Consider the following 22,468-nt stretch of genomic DNA (forward strand, 5'->3'; position numbering starts at 1 on the left):
CTCAGATCGGCCAGCTGATCTCGAAGCGCGCGCCGCCGAGTTCGACCGGATCCACCACCGCGATCCGGCCGTTGTGCGCGTGGAGGACCTGCCGCGTGATCGCGAGGCCGAGCCCGTAGCCGCCGGTGCGGCGGTCGAGGCGCACGAACGCGTCGAAGATCCGCTCGCGCTCGCTCTCCGGCACGCCCGGGCCGTCGTCCTCGACGAAGATCGCGATGTTGCCGTGCTCGAGCGCGATCCCGACGACGATCCGCGACGCCGCATATTTGCTCGCGTTGCGCAGCAGGTTGCGCATCGCGTAAGACATCAGCCGCCGGTCCATCTTCACGCGCAGGTCCGACGCGATCGCGATGCGCGACTCGATCGCACGCTCCGGATACAGCAGCTGCGCGTCGCTGACCTGGTGCTCGAACCACGCGACCGGCGCGGTCAGTTCGAGGTTCGACTGCAGCGAGCTGTATTCGAGCCGCGCATACGTGAGGCTCATGTCGATCAGCTCCTCGAGCTCGGTCACGTCCTGCGCGATGCTCTCCAGCGCACCGTGGTATTCGGCGGCGGAGCCCGGTTCGCGCAGCATCTCGAGCGCGAAGCGCACGCGCGCGAGCGGCGTGCGCAGCTCGTGCGAGATCCCGTTCGTCAGGTCGCGCTGCGCCGCGATCAGCCGCTCCATGCGCATCGCGAGCGCATTCAGCGTGCGCGCGAGCGGGCCGATGATCACGCTGTGCGACTCCCGCGCGCGCGTGTTGAAGCGGCCGCCGGTGAAGTCGATCGCGCGCTCGCGCACCATCACGAGATCCGACCAGACCGGCCGCATCCACCGATATGCGGCGAGCGCGGGCGCTGCGAACACGAACGCCAGCACGATCCAGATATCGCCCGGCAGCGCGTCGAACGCGTGCCACACGACTTCCGGCGACAGCACGACGCACAACGCGAGCGCCGGCACGAGCGCGGTCAGCAGCACGAGGCCGAGCAGATGCAGGTAGGTCCGCACGTACAGGCGCGACCAGCTCGGAATGCGGTCGGCGCGCGTGTCGGTCCACGCGCGGCGGAAATGCAGCCAGCGCCATCTGACATAGCGCGGCGCCGAAAGCGGCGCTGCATCGGGGTGCGAACGGGTGCGTCGGATCATCGCGGCTTCCGGCTATCGTGCGATGCGGGGATGCGGCGGCCGACGGCGTCGTGCCGGGCCGGCGTCATTCCCACGCATGCTTGCTGAACTGGTAACCCTTGCTGCGGATCGTCTTGATCCGCTGCGGGTTGCCCGCATCGTCATGCAGCTTGCGGCGCAGCTTCGAGATGCGCCCGTCGATCGTGCGGTCGAGACCGTCGAACTCGACGCCGCGCAGCTGCAGCATCAGGTCGTCACGGCTGACGACTTCTCCCGCATGGCACACCAGCACCCACAGCAGGTCGAACTCGGCCGACGTGAGGTCCGGCGAGCCGCCGCCCGGCAGCACGACCGAACGGTCGGTGCGGTCGATCGAGAACTGGCCGAACGTGTAGCGCTCCGGCTGCGGCGCGGCACCCTCGGCCGCGCGCGCGGGGACGCGGCGCAGTTGCGCCTTGATCCGCGCGAGCAGGATGCGCGGCTCGACCGGCTTGTGCACGTAGTCGTCGGCGCCGAATTCGAGGCCGAGCAGTTCGTCGAACGGCTCGTCGCGCGCCGTCACCATGATGATCACGCCGTCGTACTCCTTGCGCGCCTCGCGGCAGATCTCGAAGCCGTCCTTGCCCGGCAGGTTCACGTCGAGAATGACGAGATCCGGGCGCGTGGACAGGATCGCCGGGACGGCGGCGTCACCGTGCAGCACAGTGTCGACTTCATAGTCGTTCTTGCGCAGGTAGCCGGCGATCAGTGTGGACAGGCGGGTGTCGTCTTCGACGAGCAGGATGCGAAAAGACATGGGCAACGGTCGGATCGTACGGGGAAACCGCGGCGGCGGCAGGCCTGCGCCGGCTGCCGGCCATCGGTCGAAACGTACCGCATGATACTGCGCCCACCGATTGCCCGTTTGAAGATCTGGAGAATAAGGGTGCGATGGTCGCCGCGCTTGACGAATCGGCGCCGAAACGGTTCCATACGGGCTCTCCGAAAACCGGGCCGCGCGCCCGCCCTGCCTCACACACGATGAATTACCAGTCGATCCTCGAACGCATCCATGCCGAACTCGCCCCCTGGATCGGCCAGGGACGTGTCGCCGACTACATTCCCGAGCTCGCTAAAGTGCCCGCCGACAAGTTCGGGATGGCCGTCGTGACGCTGGACGGAAACGTTTACACCGTCGGCGACGCGCAGGAGCGCTTCTCGATCCAGAGCATCTCGAAGCTGTTCGCTTGCACGCTCGCGTTCCAGCTGCTGGGCGATGCGCTGTGGGAGCGGGTCGGCCGCGAGCCGTCCGGCACCGCGTTCAATTCGCTCGTTCAGCTCGAAAGCGAGCGCGGCAAGCCGCGCAACCCGTTCATCAACGCCGGCGCGCTGGTCGTCACCGACGTGCTGTGCCGCCGCTTCGTCAAGGCCGAGACGGCGCTCGTCGAGTTCGTGCGGCGGCTGAACGGCGCGACCGACCTCGACTACGATTCGCGCGTCGCGCTGTCGGAACTGCAACACGCGGAACGCAACCGCGCGATGGCGCATTTCATGGCGAGCTTCGGGAACATGCAGATGCCGCCCGACACGGTGGTGGACGCGTATTGCCGCCAGTGTGCGATCACGATGAACTGCGTCGAGCTTGCGCAAGCGGCGCTGTTTCTCGCGAACGGCGGCGTCGCGCCCGTCACTGGCGAGCGGGTCGTCGATGCGAGTTCGGCGAAGCGGTTGTCGGCGCTGATGTTGACCTGTGGCACCTATGACGCGGCGGGCGACTTCGTTTATCGCGTCGGCTTGCCTGCCAAGAGCGGTGTCGGCGGCGGGATCGTCGCGGTGCTGCCGGGTGACATGGCCGTGTGCGTATGGGCGCCGGGGCTCGATGCGAACGGGAACTCGCTGGCGGGGACGCTGGCGCTGGAGTGGTTGACGACTTATACGGGAAGGTCGATTTTTTGAGGGGGCGAGGTTGGGCGCGCGTCATTTGGCACAACGGCGGCAGGTGAATATCGGCACACTCGAGCATTGAAATCGGGCGAATGAGCCGAAATCGAACGCTTCGCGGTGATCGCCGCGAACGACCGAAGGGAAAATACGTCCGGCCCGACATTAATTCAACGACCTGCCAGCAAAGTTGGTGAGCAGCGGAAGCGTCATTTGATGCGCCATAGCAACGGCCTGAGAAATGCGGTATTCACCCCAAACGCCTTGAAACCAGGTAGTTTCCGTTTGATTGCCGTTAGCATGGTTACTGAGCACCGCTAGCATCAATAAAGAACGCCAACAATAGGGACGCATCCCGCCCGCTTGAAAAACCGATTTCAGCTTTGGTTATGCGTGCGCCGGGAATGCGTACGCGCATGCGTCCGGTCCCGGCTCGAAGCGCTCATTGCTGGATGCCCCAGCGGCGCACCGTCACGCGTTCGAGCGTATCGAACACGAGGTGCTCGACGAGCAGCCCGATCACGATGACGGCCGCGAGGCCCGCGAACACGCGGTCGGTATACAGCTCGTTGCGGTTCTGGAAGATGTACCAGCCGAGCCCGCCCTGCCCCGCGCTCGCGCCGAACACGAGCTCCGCGGCGATCAGCGTGCGCCACGCGAAGGCCCAGCCGACCCGCAGCCCCGACAGGATCGACGGCAGCGCGGCCGGCACGAGGATCAACGCGATTTGTCGCAAGCCCGTGAGGCCGTAGTTGCGCCCGGCCATCTTCAGCGTGGCCGGCACGCCGGCGAAACCCGTATACATGCTGAGCGCGAGCGGCCACAGCACCGCGTGCACCAGCACGAACAGCAGGCTGCCGGTGCCGAGCCCGAACCACAGCAACGCGATCGGCAGCAACGCGATCGACGGCAGCGGGTTGAACATCGATGTGAGCATCGCGAGCACGTCGCGGCCGATGCGCGTCGACACCGCCACCGACGTCAGCACGAACGCGAACAGCACCCCGAGCGCATAGCCGCGCAACAGCACCGACATCGAGATGCCGGTCTTCACGAGCAGTTCGCCCGACGCGATGCCCTGCACGAACGCGGCCAGCGTCGCGCCGAAGGTCGGCACCAGCAGGTCATTCGCGACGATGCGCGCGATGATTTCCCATGCGGCGATCAGCACGAGCGCGATGACGGCGCGGCGAAACCCGCTCGCGCCGACGATGCGGCGCATCAGCGGCACGGGTGCCGCGCGTTCGGCGTCGGGCGGCGTGTCGAGCGCATGGACGTATTCCGCGCGAACGGGCGGCAGCGGCGGCAGAGCCGGATCGATCGTGCTCATGATGCGATTGCCTCCGTGGCCGGTGCTGCGCGGGTGACGTTCGCTTCGTCGGTATCGAACAGGAGATGATGAATGCGCGCGACGCTGTCGCGGAAGTCGCCGCTGCCGACGCTGTCGAGCGAATAGTCGTGGCTGTTGAGCTCCGCGCGCACGCGGCCAGGATGCGGCGACAGCAGCAGGATCCGGTTGCCGATGACGAGCGCCTCCTCGATCGAATGCGTGACGAACAGCAACGTGAAGCGGAGCTCGTCCCACAGGCGCAGCAGTTCTTCCTGCATCTTGCGACGCGTGAGCGCGTCGAGCGCGGCGAAAGGTTCGTCCATCAGCAGCACGCGCGGCTGCATCGCCAGCGCACGCGCGATCGCGACGCGCTGTTTCATGCCGCCCGACAGCGTATGTGGGTACGTATCGGCGAAGCCGGCGAGCCCGACCTTGTCGAGATAGTGCAGCGCGCGCTCGCATGCTTCGGCACGCGACAGCTTCGCGGCCGCACGCAACGGAAACGCGACGTTCTCGACCACCGTCTTCCACGGCGGCAATTGGTCGAACTCCTGGAATACGACGATGCGATCCGGGCCGGGCCCGTGCAAGGGCCGGCCGTCGAGCGCGATCGAACCCGACACCGGCTCGATGAAGCCGGCGATTGCCTTCAGCAACGTCGACTTGCCGCACCCGGACGGGCCGAGCAGCACGAAGCGGTCGCTGCCGTACACGTCGAAGCTGACTTGATGGGTCGCGCGGATGATTCGCGCGCCGCTCCGGTATTCGAGGCTCACGCGATCGATCGCCAGCAGGCGCTCGCTGGGTGCGCCGGCCGGTGCGGGGTGCGGCGCGGTTCGGCTCACCGTGCGCGCTGCGTCGGTAGGAGGAGGTACGGCCGGCGCAGCGGCACCGCGCGCCGCATACGGCGGCAATACGATTCGGGGAGAAGTGGCGTTCACGATCGAAACTCTTGCGGGTAAAGCATCAACATACGGCGGCGCGGCGCGTGACCCAACCAACGATTGCACATATCGAAACCGCACCGACGCATAAGCGTCGATCGCGACGCGGGAACGCCACCGCCGTTCGACTGCAGTTCAACTGCCGCCGGCAGTCGCCGGATCGTCGACGAAGTAGTCGCGCCACGACTTCGGCTCGTTGCGAATCGCACCAATGCGGTACATGAACTGCGCGAGCTTCAGCGTGTTCTGCGGCGCCGTCTTGAACTGCACCTGCGGATTGCGCAGGATTTTCAGCAGCAACGCGCGATCGATCTTCGATCCGTTCACGCGGATATAGGTGTCGGCCGCACGCTCGGGATCGGCCGCGATCTGGCGCGCGGCGTCGGCGAGCGCCGCGACGAATGCGCGATACGTCTTCGGGTTGTCGTCGCGGAATTTCCCGGTCGCGTACAGCACCGTCGCGGAACTCGGGCCACCGAGCACGTCGTACGAATTCAGCACGATGTGCGCGTTCGGATTGCCCGCGAGTTCCTGATCCTGAAACGGCGGATTGCCGAAGTGGCCGGTAATCACGTTGCTGTTCGCGAGGATCGCGGCCGTTGCGTCAGGATGCGGAATCGCCTGCGTGAGCGGATCGAGCCTGTCGAACTGCTTGTCGCCCCATTGCTTCGCGGCCGCGTATTGCAGCACGCGCGACTGCACCGACACGCCGACGGCCGGCACCGCGATGCGGTCCTTCGTGCTCAGGTCGGCGATCGTCTTCACGTTCGGGTTGCTGCTGACGAGGTAGTACGGAAAATTGCCGAGCGATGCGACGCCCTTCACGTTTTGTCGGCCGCGCGTGCGGTCCCATACGGTCAGCAACGGCCCGATGCCCCCGCCGGCGATATCGACCGCGCCCGACAGCAGCGCGTCGTTCACGGCCGCCCCGCCCGACAGCCGCACCCAGTCGACCTTGATGTCGACGCCGGTCTTGCGCCCTTCCTTCTCGATCAGCTGCTGGTCGCGCGCGACGTTCAGCATCAGGTAGACGACGCCGAACTGCTCGGCGATGCGGATGTGGCCTTCCGCATGCGCGGCTTGCGGCGTGCCCGCGGCGGCGAATGCCAGCGCGGCGGTGAGCGTGGCGGCCAGCGCGCGGCGCGCGGACAGCGTCGTACGGCACAGGGCCGCAGAAAGCGGAAACGACATCGGAACTCCAGTGAGAATGAGGCGGCAGAGAGGGCGCGACGCTCAGAACGGCGCGTCGCCCTCGATCGTCGTGCGATACAGCTTGCGGCGCAGATGGTCTGGCGTGCCGGCCGCGAGATGCATCAGCGAGCGGTTGTCCCAGAATACGAGGTCGTGGTCGCGCCAGTGATGGCGATACAGATGCTCGGCACGCACGCTGTGCGCGAACAGTTCGTCGAGCAGCGCGCGGCTTTCGTCGTCGGGCAAGTCGACGATGCGCGTCGTGAAATGCTCGCTGACGAACAGAGCCTTGCGGCCCGTCTCCGGATGCGTGCGCACGACGGGATGCACGACCGCGTCGACCTGCGCGATCTGCTCGGCCGACAGGTTCGGGCGCCACGGGCTGCGGGCCTGCAGCTCCGCATAGCGCGCGAGATACGTGTGCTCGGCGCGCCGCCCTTCGACCGCACGGCGCAGGTGCGCGGGCAGCGTGTCCCATGCGAGATGCATGTTCGCGAATAGCGTGTCGCCGCCTTCGGCAGGCAGCTCCTGCGCATGCAGCAGCGAGCCAAGGCTCGGCTTTTCCTTGTACGACAGGTCGGAGTGCCAGAAATGGCCGGCGTCGCCGAGGCCGATCGGCTTGCCGTGCTCGACGATGTTCGACACGATCAGCACTTCCGGATGCGCGGCGAGCGCGAACTGGTGGAGCACGTGGATCTGCAGTGGGCCGAAGCGGCGGCTGAACGCGATGTGTTCGTCCGGCGTGATGCACTGGTCGCGAAACACCAGCACGTGATGATCGAGATGCGCGTGGTGGATGCGTGCGAAACCGGCCGCGTCGAGCGGTTGCGACAGGTCTAGCCCGACGACTTCGGCGCCGAGCGGCGCATCGAACGGAACGATGTCGAAGCACTGCGCGCGCGCCTCGAGCGGCAACGCGGGTCGATGGCCGGCGGACGTCGATGCGGCAGCGCGGATGGCGGGAGTCGTCACGGTACAGCCCCTGATTCGATGAAAATTCGAATCTACGAGCGCGTGCCGGACTGCGTCAACGAAGCGATTCGGGTACGTTTATCTGCTGCAGCGATAAAGATCGCTGCTCGGGCGGCGGGCGCGCAGGACGGGCCGTCCGCCACTCGCCGGCCGCCCATTACCCGCGACTCGGGCGCCGCCACCGCGCTAAGGCTGCCCCCCGCCGCCCGACGCGCCATAGATCTGTCCCGGCCCGTCACTCGCGCGCGACGACGCCAGCTCGACGTAGATCGACGTGATCGATCTTCACGCGTCGTACCGGCGGGCGCGGCACGGTCGCAACCGGACCAGCACGTGATGGTTCATGTCACGCAAAGTCATACCGTATCGACCGGCGCGTCAGCGTCAGTCGGATGCGGATTGCCGGAACGACGCACCATGCGCGGTGTCCGGCAGGCGGTCGCGGCCGGTCAGCCGCGAGCGGAAGGTGCCGGCCGGCGCCGTCGCCCGGTACAGTCCGCGCTTTTTCAGTTCCGGCACGATCAGTTCGGCGAAATCGTCGAGCGTGCCGGGGCTGATCAGCGGATTGAGCATGTAGCCGCTGGTCGTCGACTGCCGCGCATGCTCGGCGATCTGGTCGGCGACTTCATCGGGCGGGCCGACGAGAATCAGGTCGGTGCCGCGCGTGACGCTCGCGAACTTGCGCCGCACGTCGCCGGCAGTAAGCGGCTTGCCGCTGCCATCGGGCCGCACGACGTAGGACGTGAGCCCTTCCGTCTGCGTCGTCAGCGGCTCGTCGTCCGCATAGCGGTCGATGTCGATCCCGGTGTCGCCCGCATAGCTGACGAGTTGCGCGTGCTGGTGATAGTGCTGCTGCAGCGTGTGGTATTTCTCCTTCGCGTCGCTCGACGAGCGCGCGGTCACGATCCGCAACACGGTCAACGACTTCACGTCGTCCGCCGCACGGCCGCGCTCCGTCGCGAGACGGCGAATCTCGTCGAGGCCGGCACGAATCTCGTGCGGATTCGCCTTCGCGACGAACACCACCTCCGCGTGCTTCGCCGCGAATTCACGCCCGCGGCCCGACCAGCCGGCCTGGATCAGCACGGGCGAGCGCTGCGGCGACGGCGCGCAGACGTGCGGCCCCTGCACGCGATAGTGCGTGCCTTCGTGCGCAATCGGCCGCACGCGGTCGCCGCGCGCATAGCGCGGCGCGTGCTTGTCGGCGACGACCGCGTCGTCCGCCCAGCTCCCTTCCCACAACTTGTACACGACGTCGAGAAATTCCTCGGCGCGCGCGTAGCGTTCGTCATGGCCGATCATCCGGTCGAGCCCGAAGTTGCGCGCCGCACTCGTCAGGTAGGACGTCACGATGTTCCAGCCGATCCGGCCGTCGCTCAGATGATCGAGCGTGCTGAAGCGGCGCGCGAGCGCGAACGGATGCTCGTAGGTCGTGCTGGCGGTCACGCCGAACGCGAGCCGCTCAGTCTGCGCGACGAGCGCCGGAATCAGCATCATCGGATCGTTCGCGGGCGACTCGACCGCCCATCGCAGTGCCGCGTCGGCCGACCCGCCATAAACGTCGTACAGGCCGAGCACGTCGGCGAAGAAAAGCATGTCGAGGTCGGCCTGCTCGGCCGTGCGCGCGAGGTTCGACCAGAACGCGAGCGTGTTCGCGCGCAGTCGCTCATCGGCGGGATGGGTCCAGAGGCTGGGCGCACCGCCGCAGCCGACACTGGCTTGTTCATACAGGGAAAACAACAACGGGCGAGGATCGGACATCGTGGAATTCGTTACCAGGGCAGGAATCAGTTGGGTGCCGCCCACGCGCCCGACGCTGCGCCGCGGCGCCGGACACGCATGTGAGCGTCGGGCGCGCGCGTCAGATAGCGATTGACGCGTTTCTCGAGTCGGGCAGCGGGAATGGTCAGCAGCGCGACCAGCATCACATAGACGACAGCCGCGCCGACCAGCGGTTCGTACACGCGCAACGTCTCGAAGCGCAGCGTATTGGCCGTCCCCATCACGTCGAACACGGTAACGGTCGACGCGAGGACGGTCGATTTCAGCAGCAGGATCGCCTCGCCGGTGAGCGCGGGCAGTGCAATCCGCCATGCGCGCGGGCCGACGATCCGGCGCAGCACCTGCACGCGCGTCATCCCGTATGCGTGCCCGGCTTCGATCTCGCCGGCAGGCACGCCGGCGATCGCGCCGCGCAGGATCGTCGCGACGTACGCGCTCTCATTCACGCTCAACGCGACGATCGCGTACCAGAACGCGTCGCGCAGCAGCGGCGACGCCCAGCTGTCGCGCATCCATTCGCGCGGGACGATCTGCCCGAATCCGTAATACAGCAGATAGAGCTGGACGAGCAGCGGCGTGCCGCGAATCAGCATGAGCCAGCCGCGCGCGGACCAGCGCAGCGGCGCGCGGCGTGCACCGGCGGCGAGCGCGAGCGGCACGCCCAGCAGCACGCTGGCAGCGCCCGACAAAAGCGTCAGCTCGAGCGTCGTCGGCACCGCGGCGAGCAGCTTCGGCATCACCGTGTCGAGCAGAAATGGCAGCGAGAAGATCATGCGGTTGCACGCCTCGTGCCACGGTTCGCGTGGCGCTCGAGCGCCGCGAAGAGGCCCGTCGAGGCGATGCTCAGCAACAGGAACAGCGCGGCCGTGACGAGATAGAAGAATACGTAGTGGCGCGTCGCGCCGGCCGCGAGCTGGCTCGCCTTCAGCAGATCCGTGAACGAGCCGAGCACGCTGATGAACGACGCATCCTTGGTCGCGTTCAGCCACACGTTGCCCGTGCCCGGCAACGCGAGCCGCGCGGCGGCCGGAAGCCGGATGCGCGTGAGCGTCTGCCACGGCGTCATCCCGTACGCGTGCGCGGCTTCGATCTGCCCGGGCGGCACGTTGACGAGCGCCGCGCGGAAGATGTCGGTCAGATACGCACCCTGGATGAAACCGAGCGACAGCGCCGCGACGAGGAACGGCGGGAACGCGAAGCCGTCGGGCACCAGGCCGCCGCGGTGCAGCGCGACCTCGACGGCAGGCGCGAGCGCATAGAACGCGAGCAGCAGGCACAGCAGCTCGGGCAGCGCGCGCACGAGCATCGTGTAGAGCCGCGCGAGCCATGCGAGCGGCGCGTGCCGCGACAGCTTGCCGAGCGCGCCGGCGATGCCGAGCAGCGCACCGGTGCAGAACGACGCTGCCGCGACGCCGAACGTCAGCGCGAATGCGCCGACGAACACGCGGCCATAGCCGCCGTCGCCGAATGCGAGCAACGCGAGCAGCGAATCGTCCGCGGCCATCGAGTCAGCGGCCCTTCTCGATCGTGCCCTTCAGGTTCGGATAGCGGGCGGTGATCGCATCCCACGTGCCGTCCTGCTGCAGTTGCGCGATCGCGGTCGACAGCTTGCCGCGCAGCGCATCGCCTTGACGCACGCCAGCACCGATGCCGAGGCCCAGCACCGGATTGTCCGCGCAGGTCGCCTTGACTTCGAAGTCCTTGCCGTCGCGCGACGCGAGGAATGCCGTGAACAGCCCCTTGCCTTCCTGCACGTAGTCGACCCGGCCGGACACCAGATCCGCGAGCGCGTTGTCGAACTTGTCGAAGGCCTTGATCTGCGCCTCCGGCTTGAAGCGGGAATCGAGGAACGCCGAGAAGTTCGTGCCGGCCTCGACGCCGATCACGCGGCCCTTGAAGCTCGCGGGCACCGCGCAATCGACGCGGCGCCGGTCGCTTTTCGCGCCGACGAACACCGTCGGCGACTCGTAATATGCACGGCTGAAATCGATCGCCTTCTGCCGTTCGCCCGTAATCGTCATCGACGACCAGATCACGTCGATCTTGCGGTTCTGCAACGCCGGAATCAGGCCGTCCCACGCAATGTCGGTGAGCTCGCAGCGCACGTTCAGTTTGCCGCACGCGGCATCGAGCAGGTCGATTTCCCAGCCCTTCCATTTGCCGCTCGCGTCCTTCGAAAAGAACGGCGGATACGACTCGGCGTCGATGCCGACGCGCAACGTCGGCTGGGCTGCGTGGGAAACCGGCGCAAGGCCGAGCACGAACAGCGCGGCCGCGGCACGGCGAATCCTGGAACGCATCAAACGATTCATGTGGCGAATTTCTGAAATAACGTCGGAACGACCGGCGTCGCAGCCGGCAGGAGGCGAGACTGTAATGCCTGCCGAAGCGTGTACCAAATGGTTATTTTTTCGATGGATATCTGGTTGCGCGATATGGCGGAACGGCGCCCCGTCGAATGTAAAGCACGATGCATCGTTCGCGCGCTCGCCCACTCACGCCTGCGCGGTTTCGCGCTGCAACGCAGGCAACTCGAGATTCGCGCGGAAATCGCCGCCCACATAGTCGGTATCGATCAGATCACGACGGCGCGGCTCGGGCAGCAACCCGTTGAGCAGCAGGTCTTCCTGGTCCGGCTGGCCGAGCCCGTGCAGCGACAGCACGTCGACGAGTCCTGCGCGATAGCACGTTTCGATCGCATCGCCGAGCTGCTCCGGCGTGCCGGCGACGGACCAGTGGCCGGTCTCCTGCGCACGGATGATCAGCTCGAGCAGCGTCAGCCTCTGGCGTGCGTAGCCGACGAAGATCGCCACGCGTCCGCGCCGGCGGTGCGCGCTATCGATCGCCGTCAGCAGCGATTACGGCAACGGCCGGTCGAGCGGCAGCTCGCGCAGGTCGACGCCGCCGCCGAGCATGTCGGCGAGCTTCAGTCTGCCCTGTTCGTCGTCGATGCGCTCATGCTTGTCACGCAACCGTCGCGCGACGTCGGCATCGGATTCGCCGATCACCGAATGGAACGAGTTCATCACGAACGGCAGCCGGTCGCCGCGGCCGAGTGCGACGGCCCGCCGAGATTGAACGCGGCGCCAAGCGCGGCGTGCTGCGGCGAGGCCGGCTCGGCACTGCCAAAATGGGAAAACCAAATCAGGACGGGAATTAGCAGGCGTCTGAACGAACTGTCCGATCGATTGACTGCGCAGGGCCGTCGCCGCGATCCACGACGGACGGCGCGCTTCAAGCGACAAATCGGGCTTCGACACCGCTTCGCACCACCAGGTCGAAGCGCTCCGGCCGAATATGAAACACGGTGGCTTCACATGTGCGGCCGTCGGGCAGACGAGATGTGCGCCGCAACACCAGGAGCGGCGCCTGCTTGCCGGCCTTTAGCCGGGCGGCAATATCGTCCGGCGCGGCCACGGCCGTCACCGACATGTCGGCGTCGGCAATACGCCAGCCGAGCAGTTGCTCCAGCAGCTCGTAAGTCGGCAGGCTGTCGGCCTGCGCATAAGCCGCGTCACTTGCTTCGGGCAGCAGGCAGGTCTGCGCGAGCGCGATGGGTTCCTCGTCGACCCAGTGCAGGCGTTCGAGATAGATGCAGCGCGTGACGTCGGCGGCGAATGCCTGGCGCAAGCCCGGCGGCACGTCGCACTCCTCCATCCGCAGCAATTCCATGCGTGCGCGTGCGCCCTGCCCGGCGATCGAATCGTAAAGCCCGCGCAGCACGTCGAGCCGATGCCGCAACCGCCGTTTCGCGGCGAACGTGCCCTTGCCCTGCTTGCGCTCGACAATGCGCGCGTCGGTCAGGCGATCGAGCGCGAGCCGGACCGTCACGCGGCTCACCTGAAAGCGCTCGCTCAGCTGCGCCTCGGACGGCAGCTTGCCGGTCGGTTCGTACACCCCTGCTCGATCTCCTCGCGCAGCGTCGTCGCGATCTGCTCGTAAAGCGACGTTGCGTCGTCACGCACCAGCGTCATCGATTGTTCCTCTCCGTGCTCGGCTCGCGTTATGCGCGATTCCCGATATCGATATGAAAAGCAATTGGATCGTCCAACTTGTATTAATACGTATTATCACATCTAGACAGACGGTCGGGGCTGCCGTTTCAGGGCTCGACGCACGGGGAGCATAGCAGTGACTGAAAACGCAATCGGCACGCCGCCACTGGGCGGCGCGCAGACAAGCCTACCATCACGGGCGGAACCGGCGGCGGTTCCACACGCCGATCCGCACGCGGCAGGCCGATCGCGAAGCGTGCGGTGGCGTGCCGCGCTCGGCTTCGCCGCCGCGTGGCTCGCGTTCTTCGCGATCGCATGGTGGCTGCCCGCGCCCGCGCATCTGTCCGTCGAAGGCAAGGCGACACTCGCGGTCGTCGCGTGGATCGCGATCGTATGGATCACCGATGCGATTCCCGTCGGCGTGAGCGGCATCCTGCTGCCAATGCTGCTCGTGCTGTCGCATGCGAGCCCGTCGTTTCCGAAGGCGGCCAGCGGCTTCGCCGCGCCCGTCGTGTTCCTGTGCCTCGCCGCATTCCTGTTCTCCGCGATCATGCAGGCGTGCGGGCTCGACCGCCGCATCGCCCTGTTGCTGCTCGACCGCCTGAAGGTGCGAACCGCCAACGGCGTGATCTGGGCGATGTTCGCGGTGAACTGCGTGATGGCGCTCGTCGTGCCGGCCGCGAATGCACGGGCCGCCACACTGCTGCCCGTCACGAACGGGATCGTCCGGCTATTCGGCGAGTCGCCGCGCGAGCGGGCCGCGCGCAAGGCGATCGTGATCCAGACGCTCGTGTACGGCGCGATGATCAGCGGCATGTGCATCCTGACGGCCCACCTGCCGAACATGGTCGTGTCCGGCCTGCTCGAGAAGCAGCTCGCCATCAAGATCTCGTATCTGACGTGGCTGAAGCTGCAGTGGCCGTACCTCGGGATGTTCGCGATCACGCAGGCCTGGGTGCAGTTCTACTTCCGCTCGCGCGCCATCGCGATTCCCGGCGGCCCCGGCGCAATCGCCGCAATGCGCCGGGCGCAGCCGCGCGCCGCTCGCAACGACTGGGCCGTGCTCGTGCTGTTCGCGGCCGTCGCCTTGTCGTGGGCGACCGAGCCTCTGCATCATCTGCCGTCGGAAATCGTCGCGCTGATCGCGCTGGCGTTGCTGTTCGCGCCCGGTGTGCTGCGCTTCGGCTGGGCCGAGGTCGAGCAGCGCACGATCTGGGGCACGCTGTTCCTGCTGGCCGGCGCGCTGTCACTGTCGTCGGCGATCAGTACGTCGGGGCTCGCGAACTGGGCCGCCGATCACATCTATGTCGCCGCGCGCGGTCGCGGCTGGTGGTTGGCGATCGCGATCGTGATGCTCGGCACGCATGTGATCCGCATCGGCATGCTGTCCAACGTCGCGGCCGTCACGATGATCGCGCCGATCGCGCTCGCACTGGCGCCGCGTCTCGGGCTGCATCCGGTCGCTTTCACGATGCTCGTCAGCGACACCGACAGCTTCGCTTACCTGCTGCCCACGCAGATTACCGCCGGCGTCATCGCGTACAGCAGCGGTGCATTCTCGACCGCCGACTACGCGAAGGTCGGCGTGGTGTCGGTGCTGATCGCGATCGTGTACGGCCTCTGCGTGATCGCGCCGTGGTACGCGTACATGGGCATCCCCGTCTGGGATCCGAGTGCGCCGTGGCCGTTCGCACATTGAAATGCGCTGCCTTCCGTCGACATTTCTCAAATTCCCCATGAACGAAACCAACGCCCCCGTCGATACCGTTGATGCCCGCGCTGCTGCGCTGCGCGAACGCCTGGGTCCGCACGTCGCACCCGAAGGCCTGTATGAACGCCACAAACGCCTGCCGTTCGCCGGACGCGTGCGCTGCAACGTCGCACGGCTCGAAGCCGGCGAATGGAGCGAGATCGTGCTCGATTACGAAGTCGGCTCATCCGGCATCGCCGATGGCGGCTGGCTCAAGGCCACGTTCAAGTTCTATTCGGATTGGGCGCTGTTCCAGACGAGCGATCCGACCGCGGCCAACTACATCAGCGCCGAATACCATGCCGCCCCGCTCGCACCAGGCCAGAGTCCGGCCACCGTCCAGGCGCTGAATGTGCGCTTCGACCAGAAGGGGCATGAACGGCCATTCCAGAAGGCCGTGATCGTCGACATCGTCGACGGATACGTCAATGCGGGCGACCGGATCGTGATCCGTCTCGGCGATCGCCGTCGAGGCCCTGGCACGCGCGTGCAGACCTTCGCGGAGGACAACTTCCGGTTCCGGCTCTACGTCGATCCGCTCGGCACGTCGCGCTTCGTCGCGGTGCCGGGCGACGTATCGATCGACATTCGCGCCGGCGCGCCGTCCGACCTACTGCTGAGCGGCCCGCGCTTCGTGCATCCCGGCACGCGCGCACCGTTCAGGCTGTCGCTGCAGGACCGCTGGGGCAATGCGTGCCGCGATGTTGGCGGCATTGCGCGTGTCGTCGCTTGCGACGGACGCGGAGAGGCCGTCTATCGGCGCGAACATGTGCTGCCCGATGCCGGGTTTGCGAGCTGCGCGCTCGACGATCTACCGGTCGACGCGGGCACGCTGCGGATCGTAGCCGACCTGCCCGCGCGGCCCGACGTGCGCATCGCGGAAGCATGGCTGACGGTCGACGCGTCGCTGCCCGCGCCGCGCGCGCTGTATGCGGACCTGCACGTCCATGCCCACGATACGGTCGGCACCAACAGTCCCGAGTACAACGCACGCTATGCGCGCGACATCGGAGGTATTGACGTGCTCGGCTACACGGCGAACGATTTCCAGATCACCGACGAGAACTGGCAACTTGGCGTCGACGCGGTCGAGCGCTTCAACGAGCCGGGCCGATTCGTCGTCTATCCGGTGCAGGAATGGTGCGGCAGCTCGACCGCGGGCGGCGACCACAACGTTGTTTTCCTCGGCGACACGCGGCCGGATTTTCCATACAACGCGCGCGGCGAACACAATCGCACGCTCGTCTGGAACGAAGACATGAAGGGCAATGCGGTGGAACTCGGCCGTTGGCCCGTCGAGGAGCTGTGGGACGCGTATGCGGACGCTGCCGCCCAACACCTGGTGATGCCGCACGTGGGCGGCCGCCGCTACATCCCGGACTGGCACCATCCGGAGCTCGAGCGGCTCGTCGAGATCGCATCGTCATGGGGGCATTTCGGCTGGCTGTACCAGGACGTGATCGCGCGCGGCTATCAGCTTGGCGTCGCGGCCAGCGGCGACGAACATCGCGGCCGGCCGGGCGGTGGCGCGCCCGGCGTGCAGGTGTTCGGCGTGCACGGCGGACTGACGGGCGTGCTCGCGCCCGTGCTCGATCGCAAGCACGTCGGCGAAGCGCTGCGTGCCCGCCGCACGTGGGCAACCACCGGCGAGCACAGTGCGCTGCTCGTGCGTTGCGGCGATCACTGGCAAGGCGATGCGTTTGCGCATCGCGGGCCGGCGCGGCTCGACTACCGGCTGCTCGGCCAGTCGGGCTGGGAATATGTGGCCGCGTACGATCACGAAGGGCTGCTGTGGGAACGCAACCTGCATGCGGAACTCGGCTACGCGGATCGCCTGATCCGCGTGCGCTGGGGCGGCGCCCGCATCCGGGACCGCTATCGCTGGGCCGCGTGGCGCGGCCGGATCCGCATCGTCAACGGTACGATCCATCGTTTCGGGTCGAACGGGTTCGAGCACGTGGAGGAGTCGGCATGGCGAACCGGCGCAACCGATGTCGAATTCCGCAGCGACACTTATGGCGACGCGGACAGCATCGAGCTCGACATCGGCAATCTCGCCGCCGCGACGATCGTGGTCGAAGGCACGATCGACAGCTTCGCGAAGGTCGGCGATCCGCTACAACGCAATCCATTCGTCCATGCGCCTGAATTCCGTTTCGAGATCAGCGGTGCGGAACTGCTCGCGCGTGGTACGGCGACGCATGCGCTTGGCGGCACGGAGCTGTTCGTCGCGATCGAGCGGCTGACCGACCAGCCACTGCCGGTCGATCTCTCCGGCAGCATCGAGGTGACGCCCGGCAATGCGGAGTTCGGCAACCGCCCTGTCTATTTCTTTGGGCGGCAGCGCAACGATAGCAAGGTGTGGTCGTCGGCGCAGTTCATCACGTTCGGCTAGGCATTCTCACGTCCCGCGGCTTCCCGAGTCCGGTCTTGACGGATATTCCGGCGATTCATGCAGTGAAAACCAACGGGACATGCCGCGCCGTCCGATTCGTCGCTCAAGCGGAACCGCATGTCAAACCTGGTTCGGAGGGGACGCGGATCGCGCGCCCCCTTCCGCCGATGACTTCGATGCGCTCGAACCGGCTTCCCGGAAATCAGGTTCGCTCCGGGAGACTGTGCGGCACCACCCGGTACCTAGATTTTTGCGGTGAACGTCAGTCCAACAGTCCGAGGATCGCCGTACAGCACGGGATACGCTCCATACGACGGCAGCAGCTCGAGTTTCTTGTAGACCTTGTTGGTCAGGTTCGTCACGTAGCCCGTCACGATGTACTTCTGGTTCGGCGTCGTATAGGACACGTGCGCGTTCAGCACCGTGTAGCCACCCTGCCAGAGCTGCGGCATCGTCTGCCGCGTCGCGCTGAAGTACTCGCGGCTGCGGTAATTCACGTCGCCGCCGGCCGTCAGCGTGCCGACCGATACCGGCGCGCGATAGTCGAAGCCCGCGTTGATCGTCGTATGCGGCGAACGCGCGAACGAATTGCCGACGGCGGTCGGTACATAGCGGAACTCCGTGTAGCGCGTGTTCAGCATCCCGAGGTTCGCGAACAGGTACAGACTGTTGACCGGCTGCGCCTTCAGCTCCAGCTCGAAGCCGTCCGCGCGCCCCTGGCCCGCATTCGACAGCGTCGACACCGGCGGGCCGCCGAACGGGTTCGGCGCCAGCGCGAACACCTGGATGTCGCGATAGTCGTAGTGGAACACGCTCGCGTTGACGATCAGCCGCTTGTCGAACCACTCGCTCTTGATGCCGACTTCGTAGTCGGTCAGGTACTCCGGCGACACGGTCGACACCGTGCTCTGCGTATACGCGTTGCCGTTGTAGCCGCCCGAACGGAAGCCGCGCGCATAGCGGAAATATGCGCGCACGTTGCTGCTGAGCGCATATTCGGGCGTGAGGTCCCAGGTCGGCGCCCGCCACGTGTTCGTCTGGTTCTGCCGCGCGCTGACCGCCAGCGGCGACGACACCGACGACGGATCCCACCAGCTGCCCGGATTGCTGAACGTCACGTTGCCGGCGTTCTGAAGCCCGGTCAGGTTGATGTTCTTGCGCTCGATCGTATAACGCAGCCCGCCCGTCACGTTGAAGCGGTCGGTGAACCGGTACTTCACGCTGCCGAAGATCGCCGCGCTTTGGGTGTGCTGCGTGAGGTCGGTCAAGTGGTAGAACGCGGGCGACGGCGCGCCAGGCAGGCCGCCGCCGGCACCCTGCTCGGCCAGTTGCTCGGTGAACAGGTGCGTACCGACGAGCCAGCTGAGCCGGTCGTTCTGCGGCGATTCGAGCCGGAATTCCTGGGAGAACTGGCGGCTCGACAAGCGATCGTGCGAGCGCGCGGCGTCGAACGCCGAATAGTCCTCGTCGTCCTGGTACCAGCGGTGCAGCCCTTCGAACGCGGTGATCGACGTCAGCGTCACCGCCGGGTTGATGCGCCAGTGCGCGGTGAGCGACGTGCCCCAGGTCGAGATGTGATCGTTCGACGGCGCATTGAGCGACACCGTGTACGGATCGCTCGACCCGACGAAGCCGAACTGGTTCGCGCCGCCCGGCCCCGCGCCCTGCGCGTGCCACGCATTGCCGCCGCCCGTGTAGTTGCGGCCGTGGATGTTGAACAGGAAGTCCGTGTCCGAGGTCGGCACGGCCAGCACCTGGAAGCGCACCGCATTGTCGTGGAAGCCGCCGAAGCGCCCTTGCTGCACGGTGTTCGTGTAGAAGCTGTCGGCGTTCTCGTGATACACCGACACGCGCGCGGCCAGCACGTCGTTCTTGCCGATCGGCCCGCCGATCGCGGCTTCCGCGAGCCGGCTGTTGTACTGGCCGATTCCGATCTTGCCGTAACCGCTCACGTCGAAGGTCGGCTTCTGCGACGTGATGCTGAGCGCACCGCCGACGGTATTCTTGCCCCACAGCGTGCCCTGCGGGCCGCGCAGCACTTCGATGCGATCGAGGTCGAAAAGCGGGAAGCCCTGCCCGAACACACTGTTGATGTAGACATCGTCGAAATACACGCCGATCGGGCTCAGCGACAAGTCCGACGGATCGTTGCTGCCGACGCCGCGCAGGAACCAGCGCGGCCGCTCGCGACCTTCGGTCGACTGGCCGGTGAAGTTCGGCACGTATTTCGTGACGTCGTTCACCACGCGCAACTCGTTGTTCCTGATCGTGTCGCCGCTCAGCGCGCTCACCGCGACCGGTACGTCCTGGATGCTCTCCTTGCGCCGGCGCGCGGTCACCGTCACCGTGCCGAGATTCGTTTCGCGTGCGGCCGCGCCGCGGGTGGCGCGGGCTGCCGTCGGTGCCGCCGCAGCTGCATCGTCCGCGCCCTGTTGCGCCGGCTTCGCGTCCGGTGCCGCCGCCACCGCGCCATCTTCCGCCCATGCGGGCAACGATACGGCCCCGCCCGTCAGCAGTCCCCCCAGCGCGGTGACGATTAGTTTTTTCCTGAACATCGATGAGTCATCCTGTTTGATCGGTTGAACGCACGTGCGTGCACGACGCACGGGTGACCTGTTGCAATTCGGATGCCAGCATCGAGAGGCCCGTCGGACGGGGCTTCCGGCATGGGTGTGGTGCAGGTGTTGCTGCATGCGCATCTGTGACGGGAAGCAAACTGCTTGTCACGCAACACTGCGCGGAGTCCGCAACACCCGATCAGATGGTCGTCAGTACAGCTATTCAGTCACCGGATGCGATGCCTCGCACCGCCCCGTTGCGACGCGCAACGCGAACGCAACCAGCACGACGACGGGCAGCCAGCACAGAAACATGCCCGGCAACCCGACGACCGGCACGAGCGCGCTGCCGGCCAGCGGGCCGCAGAACGCGCCCGTCATCGACGCGAGGTTGTAGAGGCTCGACACCTGGCTCTTGTCGGCCGGGTGACGGCCGAGACGCTGCATGTTGACGAGATGCAGCAGCGACGACCCGGCGCACAGCGCGGCGAGTCCCGCACCGACGATCCATGCGTCATGCGCAAGACCCAGCGCGAGCAACCCGGCCACGCCACCGGCAAGACTGAGCGCGTGGCAACGGCGCGCCGTCATCCGCTGCGCGACATGCCCGAGCCCGAACAGCGCGATCACCGCGACAACGCCCTGCAGCGTCAGCAGCGCGACGGCTGTCGTCTGCGACAGCCCGAGCGACTGGATCGCCAGCACCACCGTATACGCGCCGGCGAGCGAACGTGTCGCGCTGTTTACGGCTTCCAGCATGAGCTGCTCGCGCACGTCGTGACTCCATGCGAGCGCCAGCAATACGCGCAGGCCACAGGGTTCAGGTTGCTCACCGCGTGCCGCAGGCTCCGCGCCGCAGAGCAGCGTCCGGCTGAACAGCGCCATGCCCGCGAAGCTCGCCGATGCCGCGCAGAACGTCGCGACCGCGCCATGCGCGCCGATCAGCCAGCTCGCGAGCCACGGCCCGACCATGCCGGTACCGACCGACATCGCCGCGCGGTACCAACCGGCGCGCGCGAGTCCGATCTGCGCGAGACGCGCGAGGAACACGCCGCTGATCGACACGATCCGGAACGGGATGCACAGCCCGATCAACACTTGCGTGAGCGCGATCAGCGGCCATGCGCCGGTAAACGGCACGACGAGATTGAGCAGCATCGGGCCCATGCTCGCGACGAAGTACACGCGCCGCGCGCCGTAGCGCGCGACGAGCAGCCCGGCCGGCAGCGTCATCAACGCGATGCCGAGCGGCTCCATCGCCGCGATGATGCCGAGCCGCGCGCTGTCGACGCCGAGCGCGAGCGCGTACAGCGTCGTCGCGAGCTGCGCCATGCTGATCGTCGTGCCGCTCGCGAGCGCCAGCAGCATGAAGCCGCCGGTGAAACGCTCGCGCCGCCATGCATCGGCGACGCGTGCCGGCGCGCTCACCGCGCAGCGTCGCGAGACAGCGTCGCGATGCCGTCGAGCGCGCGCCGGTCGACCCACGCACGCACGTCGAAGTCGGCCGGCAGGAATCGCCATTCGACGAGGAAGCGCTTGAAATCGTCGAGCGCGGCAATCGATGCGTCGTCGAGATCCGTGCGCAGCCGCCGATGCACATCCGCGCCGTACGCGAGCCGCAGCCAGTCGTGGCCCGATCCCGTCTCGCGGCCGAGATAGCCGAGCACTTCCTGCTCGTGCTCGCGCGCCCAGCTTTCGACATCGGTCACGCGCGCGAGGAAGCGGCTGACGATGTCGGGATGGCGTTCGAGCGTCGACGCATTGACGGTCAGCGGCCGCGGCGACCCGTTGTTGATGCGGATCTGCGGATCGGGATGAAAGCCGATGTCGACGACCGGCTGCGCGCCGATCAGGTGCGCGGTTTCGAGCCCGAGCGAACCCTTCACGTAGATCGCGTCGACCTCGCCGCGCACGAGCGCAGCCGCTTCGGCCGCATAGAGCCGGCGGCTCGACAGGCTCGCGGGATGGCTGAATGCCGCGTCGCGCGTCGCCGGTATCGACACCGGTGCGCGCAGGGTCGACGCGGGCACGTCGATCCATTCGACGTCGGCGGGGCCGAGCCCGTCGAGCGACAGCGCGCTGACGAAGCCGCGCAGCGCGGCCGCACGGAAGATGTCGATGCGCTCGCCATCGCGGCGCGGCAGGCCGATGCGGCGCCCGCGCAGGTCCTTCGGCCGCTTCAGGCCGCTTTCCGGCAGCGCGACGATCGCCTGCGCCTCGTCGACCCAGGTCAGGGCGACCACGCGCGTATCGGCGCCGGCCGCGCGCGCCCACAGCGCGGGAATGCTGCCGCCCTGCCGGAATGCGTTGTCGAGCGAATGATCGATGTGCGCGTGATGCAGCGCCGCGTGCTGGCTCTCCTGCAGCGCGCGCACGGTGATGCCGTCGCCGGCGAATTCGCTGTCGAGCCAGCCGAGATGCGCGGCGATGCCGAGCGGCGTCGGCACCGGACAGCGTGTGTACCAGATCGACTGGACGTTACGGGAAGCCGTGATGCTCATGGATGCGTTCGTAAAGGAA

The 22,468-nt window shown here is 67.0% G+C and carries 19 protein-coding genes and 1 pseudogene; 3 read left to right on the forward strand and 17 right to left on the reverse strand.

Annotated features, from left to right (window positions below; genetic code table 11):
• Nucleotide 1 precedes the first annotated feature (1 nt).
• Both DIE11_RS05010 and DIE11_RS05015 read right to left on the reverse strand, forming a co-directional pair.
• Nucleotides 2-1,132, reverse strand: a complete 1,131-nt coding sequence (locus DIE11_RS05010) for an ATP-binding protein (RefSeq protein WP_059600167.1) — start codon at nucleotides 1,130-1,132, stop codon at nucleotides 2-4.
• Between the two features lie 64 nt (nucleotides 1,133-1,196).
• Nucleotides 1,197-1,907 carry a response regulator gene (locus tag DIE11_RS05015; protein WP_124621947.1) on the reverse strand — a complete coding sequence of 237 codons (711 nt, stop codon included), beginning with the start codon at nucleotides 1,905-1,907 and terminating at the stop codon, nucleotides 1,197-1,199.
• 224 nt (nucleotides 1,908-2,131) lie between these two features.
• On the opposite strand from DIE11_RS05015, the gene DIE11_RS05020 reads away from it, so the two are divergent.
• The gene (locus DIE11_RS05020; protein ID WP_124621949.1) at nucleotides 2,132-3,046 is read left to right on the forward strand and encodes a glutaminase; all 915 of its coding nucleotides are present in this window, start codon (nucleotides 2,132-2,134) and stop codon (nucleotides 3,044-3,046) included.
• 427 nt (nucleotides 3,047-3,473) lie between these two features.
• On the opposite strand, the gene DIE11_RS05025 is transcribed toward DIE11_RS05020, so the two are convergent.
• The 12 genes and pseudogenes from DIE11_RS05025 to DIE11_RS05075 form a co-directional block, all read right to left on the reverse strand.
• Complete coding sequence (locus DIE11_RS05025) at nucleotides 3,474-4,361, reverse strand: ABC transporter permease (protein WP_124621951.1); 888 nt, start codon at nucleotides 4,359-4,361, stop codon at nucleotides 3,474-3,476.
• Entirely contained in the window at nucleotides 4,358-5,362 is a 1,005-nt protein-coding gene (locus DIE11_RS05030; protein WP_124622258.1) for an ABC transporter ATP-binding protein, read from the reverse strand. Before DIE11_RS05030 ends, DIE11_RS05025 begins: the two co-directional genes overlap by 4 nt.
• 78 nt (nucleotides 5,363-5,440) lie before the next feature.
• Nucleotides 5,441-6,496, reverse strand: a complete 1,056-nt coding sequence (locus tag DIE11_RS05035) for an ABC transporter substrate-binding protein (protein ID WP_124621953.1) — start codon at nucleotides 6,494-6,496, stop codon at nucleotides 5,441-5,443.
• Between the two features lie 42 nt (nucleotides 6,497-6,538).
• The gene (locus DIE11_RS05040) at nucleotides 6,539-7,468 is read right to left on the reverse strand and encodes a TauD/TfdA family dioxygenase (RefSeq protein ID WP_124621954.1); all 930 of its coding nucleotides are present in this window, start codon (nucleotides 7,466-7,468) and stop codon (nucleotides 6,539-6,541) included.
• 186 nt (nucleotides 7,469-7,654) lie between these two features.
• Nucleotides 7,655-7,747 (reverse strand): annotated as a pseudogene (locus tag DIE11_RS37355) (short-chain dehydrogenase); the annotation flags it as partial.
• 105 nt (nucleotides 7,748-7,852) lie between these two features.
• Nucleotides 7,853-9,229 (reverse strand): NtaA/DmoA family FMN-dependent monooxygenase, encoded by a 1,377-nt coding sequence (locus DIE11_RS05045; RefSeq protein ID WP_124621956.1) that lies wholly within the window; start codon nucleotides 9,227-9,229, stop codon nucleotides 7,853-7,855.
• A 26-nt stretch (nucleotides 9,230-9,255) separates the two neighbouring features.
• Nucleotides 9,256-10,023 carry an ABC transporter permease subunit gene (locus DIE11_RS05050; RefSeq protein ID WP_124621958.1) on the reverse strand — a complete coding sequence of 256 codons (768 nt, stop codon included), beginning with the start codon at nucleotides 10,021-10,023 and terminating at the stop codon, nucleotides 9,256-9,258.
• On the reverse strand, nucleotides 10,020-10,754 hold the full coding sequence (locus DIE11_RS05055; RefSeq protein ID WP_124621960.1) for an ABC transporter permease: 735 nt from the start codon (nucleotides 10,752-10,754) through the stop codon (nucleotides 10,020-10,022). Before DIE11_RS05055 ends, DIE11_RS05050 begins: the two co-directional genes overlap by 4 nt.
• A gap of 4 nt (nucleotides 10,755-10,758) precedes the next feature.
• A complete protein-coding gene (locus DIE11_RS05060) occupies nucleotides 10,759-11,562 on the reverse strand; it encodes a transporter substrate-binding domain-containing protein (RefSeq protein ID WP_124621962.1) in 804 nt (267 codons plus the stop codon).
• Between the two features lie 183 nt (nucleotides 11,563-11,745).
• Nucleotides 11,746-12,063 carry a hypothetical protein gene (locus DIE11_RS36810; protein ID WP_260437086.1) on the reverse strand — a complete coding sequence of 106 codons (318 nt, stop codon included), beginning with the start codon at nucleotides 12,061-12,063 and terminating at the stop codon, nucleotides 11,746-11,748.
• Nucleotides 12,064-12,108: 45 nt separating this feature from the next.
• Nucleotides 12,109-12,510 (reverse strand): hypothetical protein, encoded by a 402-nt coding sequence (locus DIE11_RS36815; protein ID WP_260437087.1) that lies wholly within the window; start codon nucleotides 12,508-12,510, stop codon nucleotides 12,109-12,111.
• Nucleotides 12,485-13,147, reverse strand: a complete 663-nt coding sequence (locus DIE11_RS05075) for a GntR family transcriptional regulator (RefSeq protein ID WP_260437088.1) — start codon at nucleotides 13,145-13,147, stop codon at nucleotides 12,485-12,487. The genes DIE11_RS36815 and DIE11_RS05075 overlap by 26 nt, the downstream gene beginning before the upstream one ends.
• Before the next feature lie 354 nt (nucleotides 13,148-13,501).
• Between DIE11_RS05075 and DIE11_RS05080 the strand changes: the two genes are divergently transcribed.
• The gene (locus DIE11_RS05080) at nucleotides 13,502-14,944 is read left to right on the forward strand and encodes an anion permease (RefSeq protein ID WP_260437089.1); all 1,443 of its coding nucleotides are present in this window, start codon (nucleotides 13,502-13,504) and stop codon (nucleotides 14,942-14,944) included.
• A gap of 37 nt (nucleotides 14,945-14,981) precedes the next feature.
• Nucleotides 14,982-17,390 carry a hypothetical protein gene (locus DIE11_RS05085; protein ID WP_124621964.1) on the forward strand — a complete coding sequence of 803 codons (2,409 nt, stop codon included), beginning with the start codon at nucleotides 14,982-14,984 and terminating at the stop codon, nucleotides 17,388-17,390.
• 242 nt (nucleotides 17,391-17,632) lie between these two features.
• Here the strand turns inward: DIE11_RS05085 and DIE11_RS05090 are convergent, their stop codons facing one another.
• From DIE11_RS05090 to DIE11_RS05100, 3 genes are all read right to left on the reverse strand, one after another.
• Nucleotides 17,633-19,945: a TonB-dependent receptor gene (locus DIE11_RS05090; protein ID WP_124621966.1), complete on the reverse strand. Its 2,313-nt coding sequence runs from the start codon at nucleotides 19,943-19,945 to the stop codon at nucleotides 17,633-17,635.
• A 222-nt stretch (nucleotides 19,946-20,167) separates the two neighbouring features.
• Entirely contained in the window at nucleotides 20,168-21,376 is a 1,209-nt protein-coding gene (locus DIE11_RS05095) for an MFS transporter (protein WP_124621967.1), read from the reverse strand.
• Nucleotides 21,373-22,449, reverse strand: a complete 1,077-nt coding sequence (locus DIE11_RS05100) for an ABC transporter substrate-binding protein (RefSeq protein WP_124621969.1) — start codon at nucleotides 22,447-22,449, stop codon at nucleotides 21,373-21,375. The genes DIE11_RS05095 and DIE11_RS05100 overlap by 4 nt, the downstream gene beginning before the upstream one ends.
• Between the last annotated feature and the right edge of the window lie 19 nt (nucleotides 22,450-22,468).

The organism is Burkholderia sp. Bp9012, from assembly GCF_003853825.1.
Lineage (GTDB): Bacteria > Pseudomonadota > Gammaproteobacteria > Burkholderiales > Burkholderiaceae > Burkholderia > Burkholderia diffusa.

Coding starts and splice junctions, on each gene's coding strand:
- DIE11_RS05025 (WP_124621951.1), bottom strand. CDS start 4,361: ATGAGCACGATCGATCCGGCTCTGCCGCCGCTGCCGCCCGTTCGCGCG.
- DIE11_RS05050 (WP_124621958.1), bottom strand. CDS start 10,023: ATGATCTTCTCGCTGCCATTTCTGCTCGACACGGTGATGCCGAAGCTG.
- DIE11_RS05090 (WP_124621966.1), bottom strand. CDS start 19,945: ATGTTCAGGAAAAAACTAATCGTCACCGCGCTGGGGGGACTGCTGACG.
- DIE11_RS05020 (WP_124621949.1), top strand. CDS start 2,132: ATGAATTACCAGTCGATCCTCGAACGCATCCATGCCGAACTCGCCCCC.
- DIE11_RS05055 (WP_124621960.1), bottom strand. CDS start 10,754: ATGGCCGCGGACGATTCGCTGCTCGCGTTGCTCGCATTCGGCGACGGC.
- DIE11_RS05035 (WP_124621953.1), bottom strand. CDS start 6,496: ATGTCGTTTCCGCTTTCTGCGGCCCTGTGCCGTACGACGCTGTCCGCG.
- DIE11_RS05100 (WP_124621969.1), bottom strand. CDS start 22,449: ATGAGCATCACGGCTTCCCGTAACGTCCAGTCGATCTGGTACACACGC.
- DIE11_RS05010 (WP_059600167.1), bottom strand. CDS start 1,132: ATGATCCGACGCACCCGTTCGCACCCCGATGCAGCGCCGCTTTCGGCG.
- DIE11_RS05060 (WP_124621962.1), bottom strand. CDS start 11,562: ATGAATCGTTTGATGCGTTCCAGGATTCGCCGTGCCGCGGCCGCGCTG.
- DIE11_RS05085 (WP_124621964.1), top strand. CDS start 14,982: ATGAACGAAACCAACGCCCCCGTCGATACCGTTGATGCCCGCGCTGCT.
- DIE11_RS05045 (WP_124621956.1), bottom strand. CDS start 9,229: ATGTCCGATCCTCGCCCGTTGTTGTTTTCCCTGTATGAACAAGCCAGT.
- DIE11_RS05015 (WP_124621947.1), bottom strand. CDS start 1,907: ATGTCTTTTCGCATCCTGCTCGTCGAAGACGACACCCGCCTGTCCACA.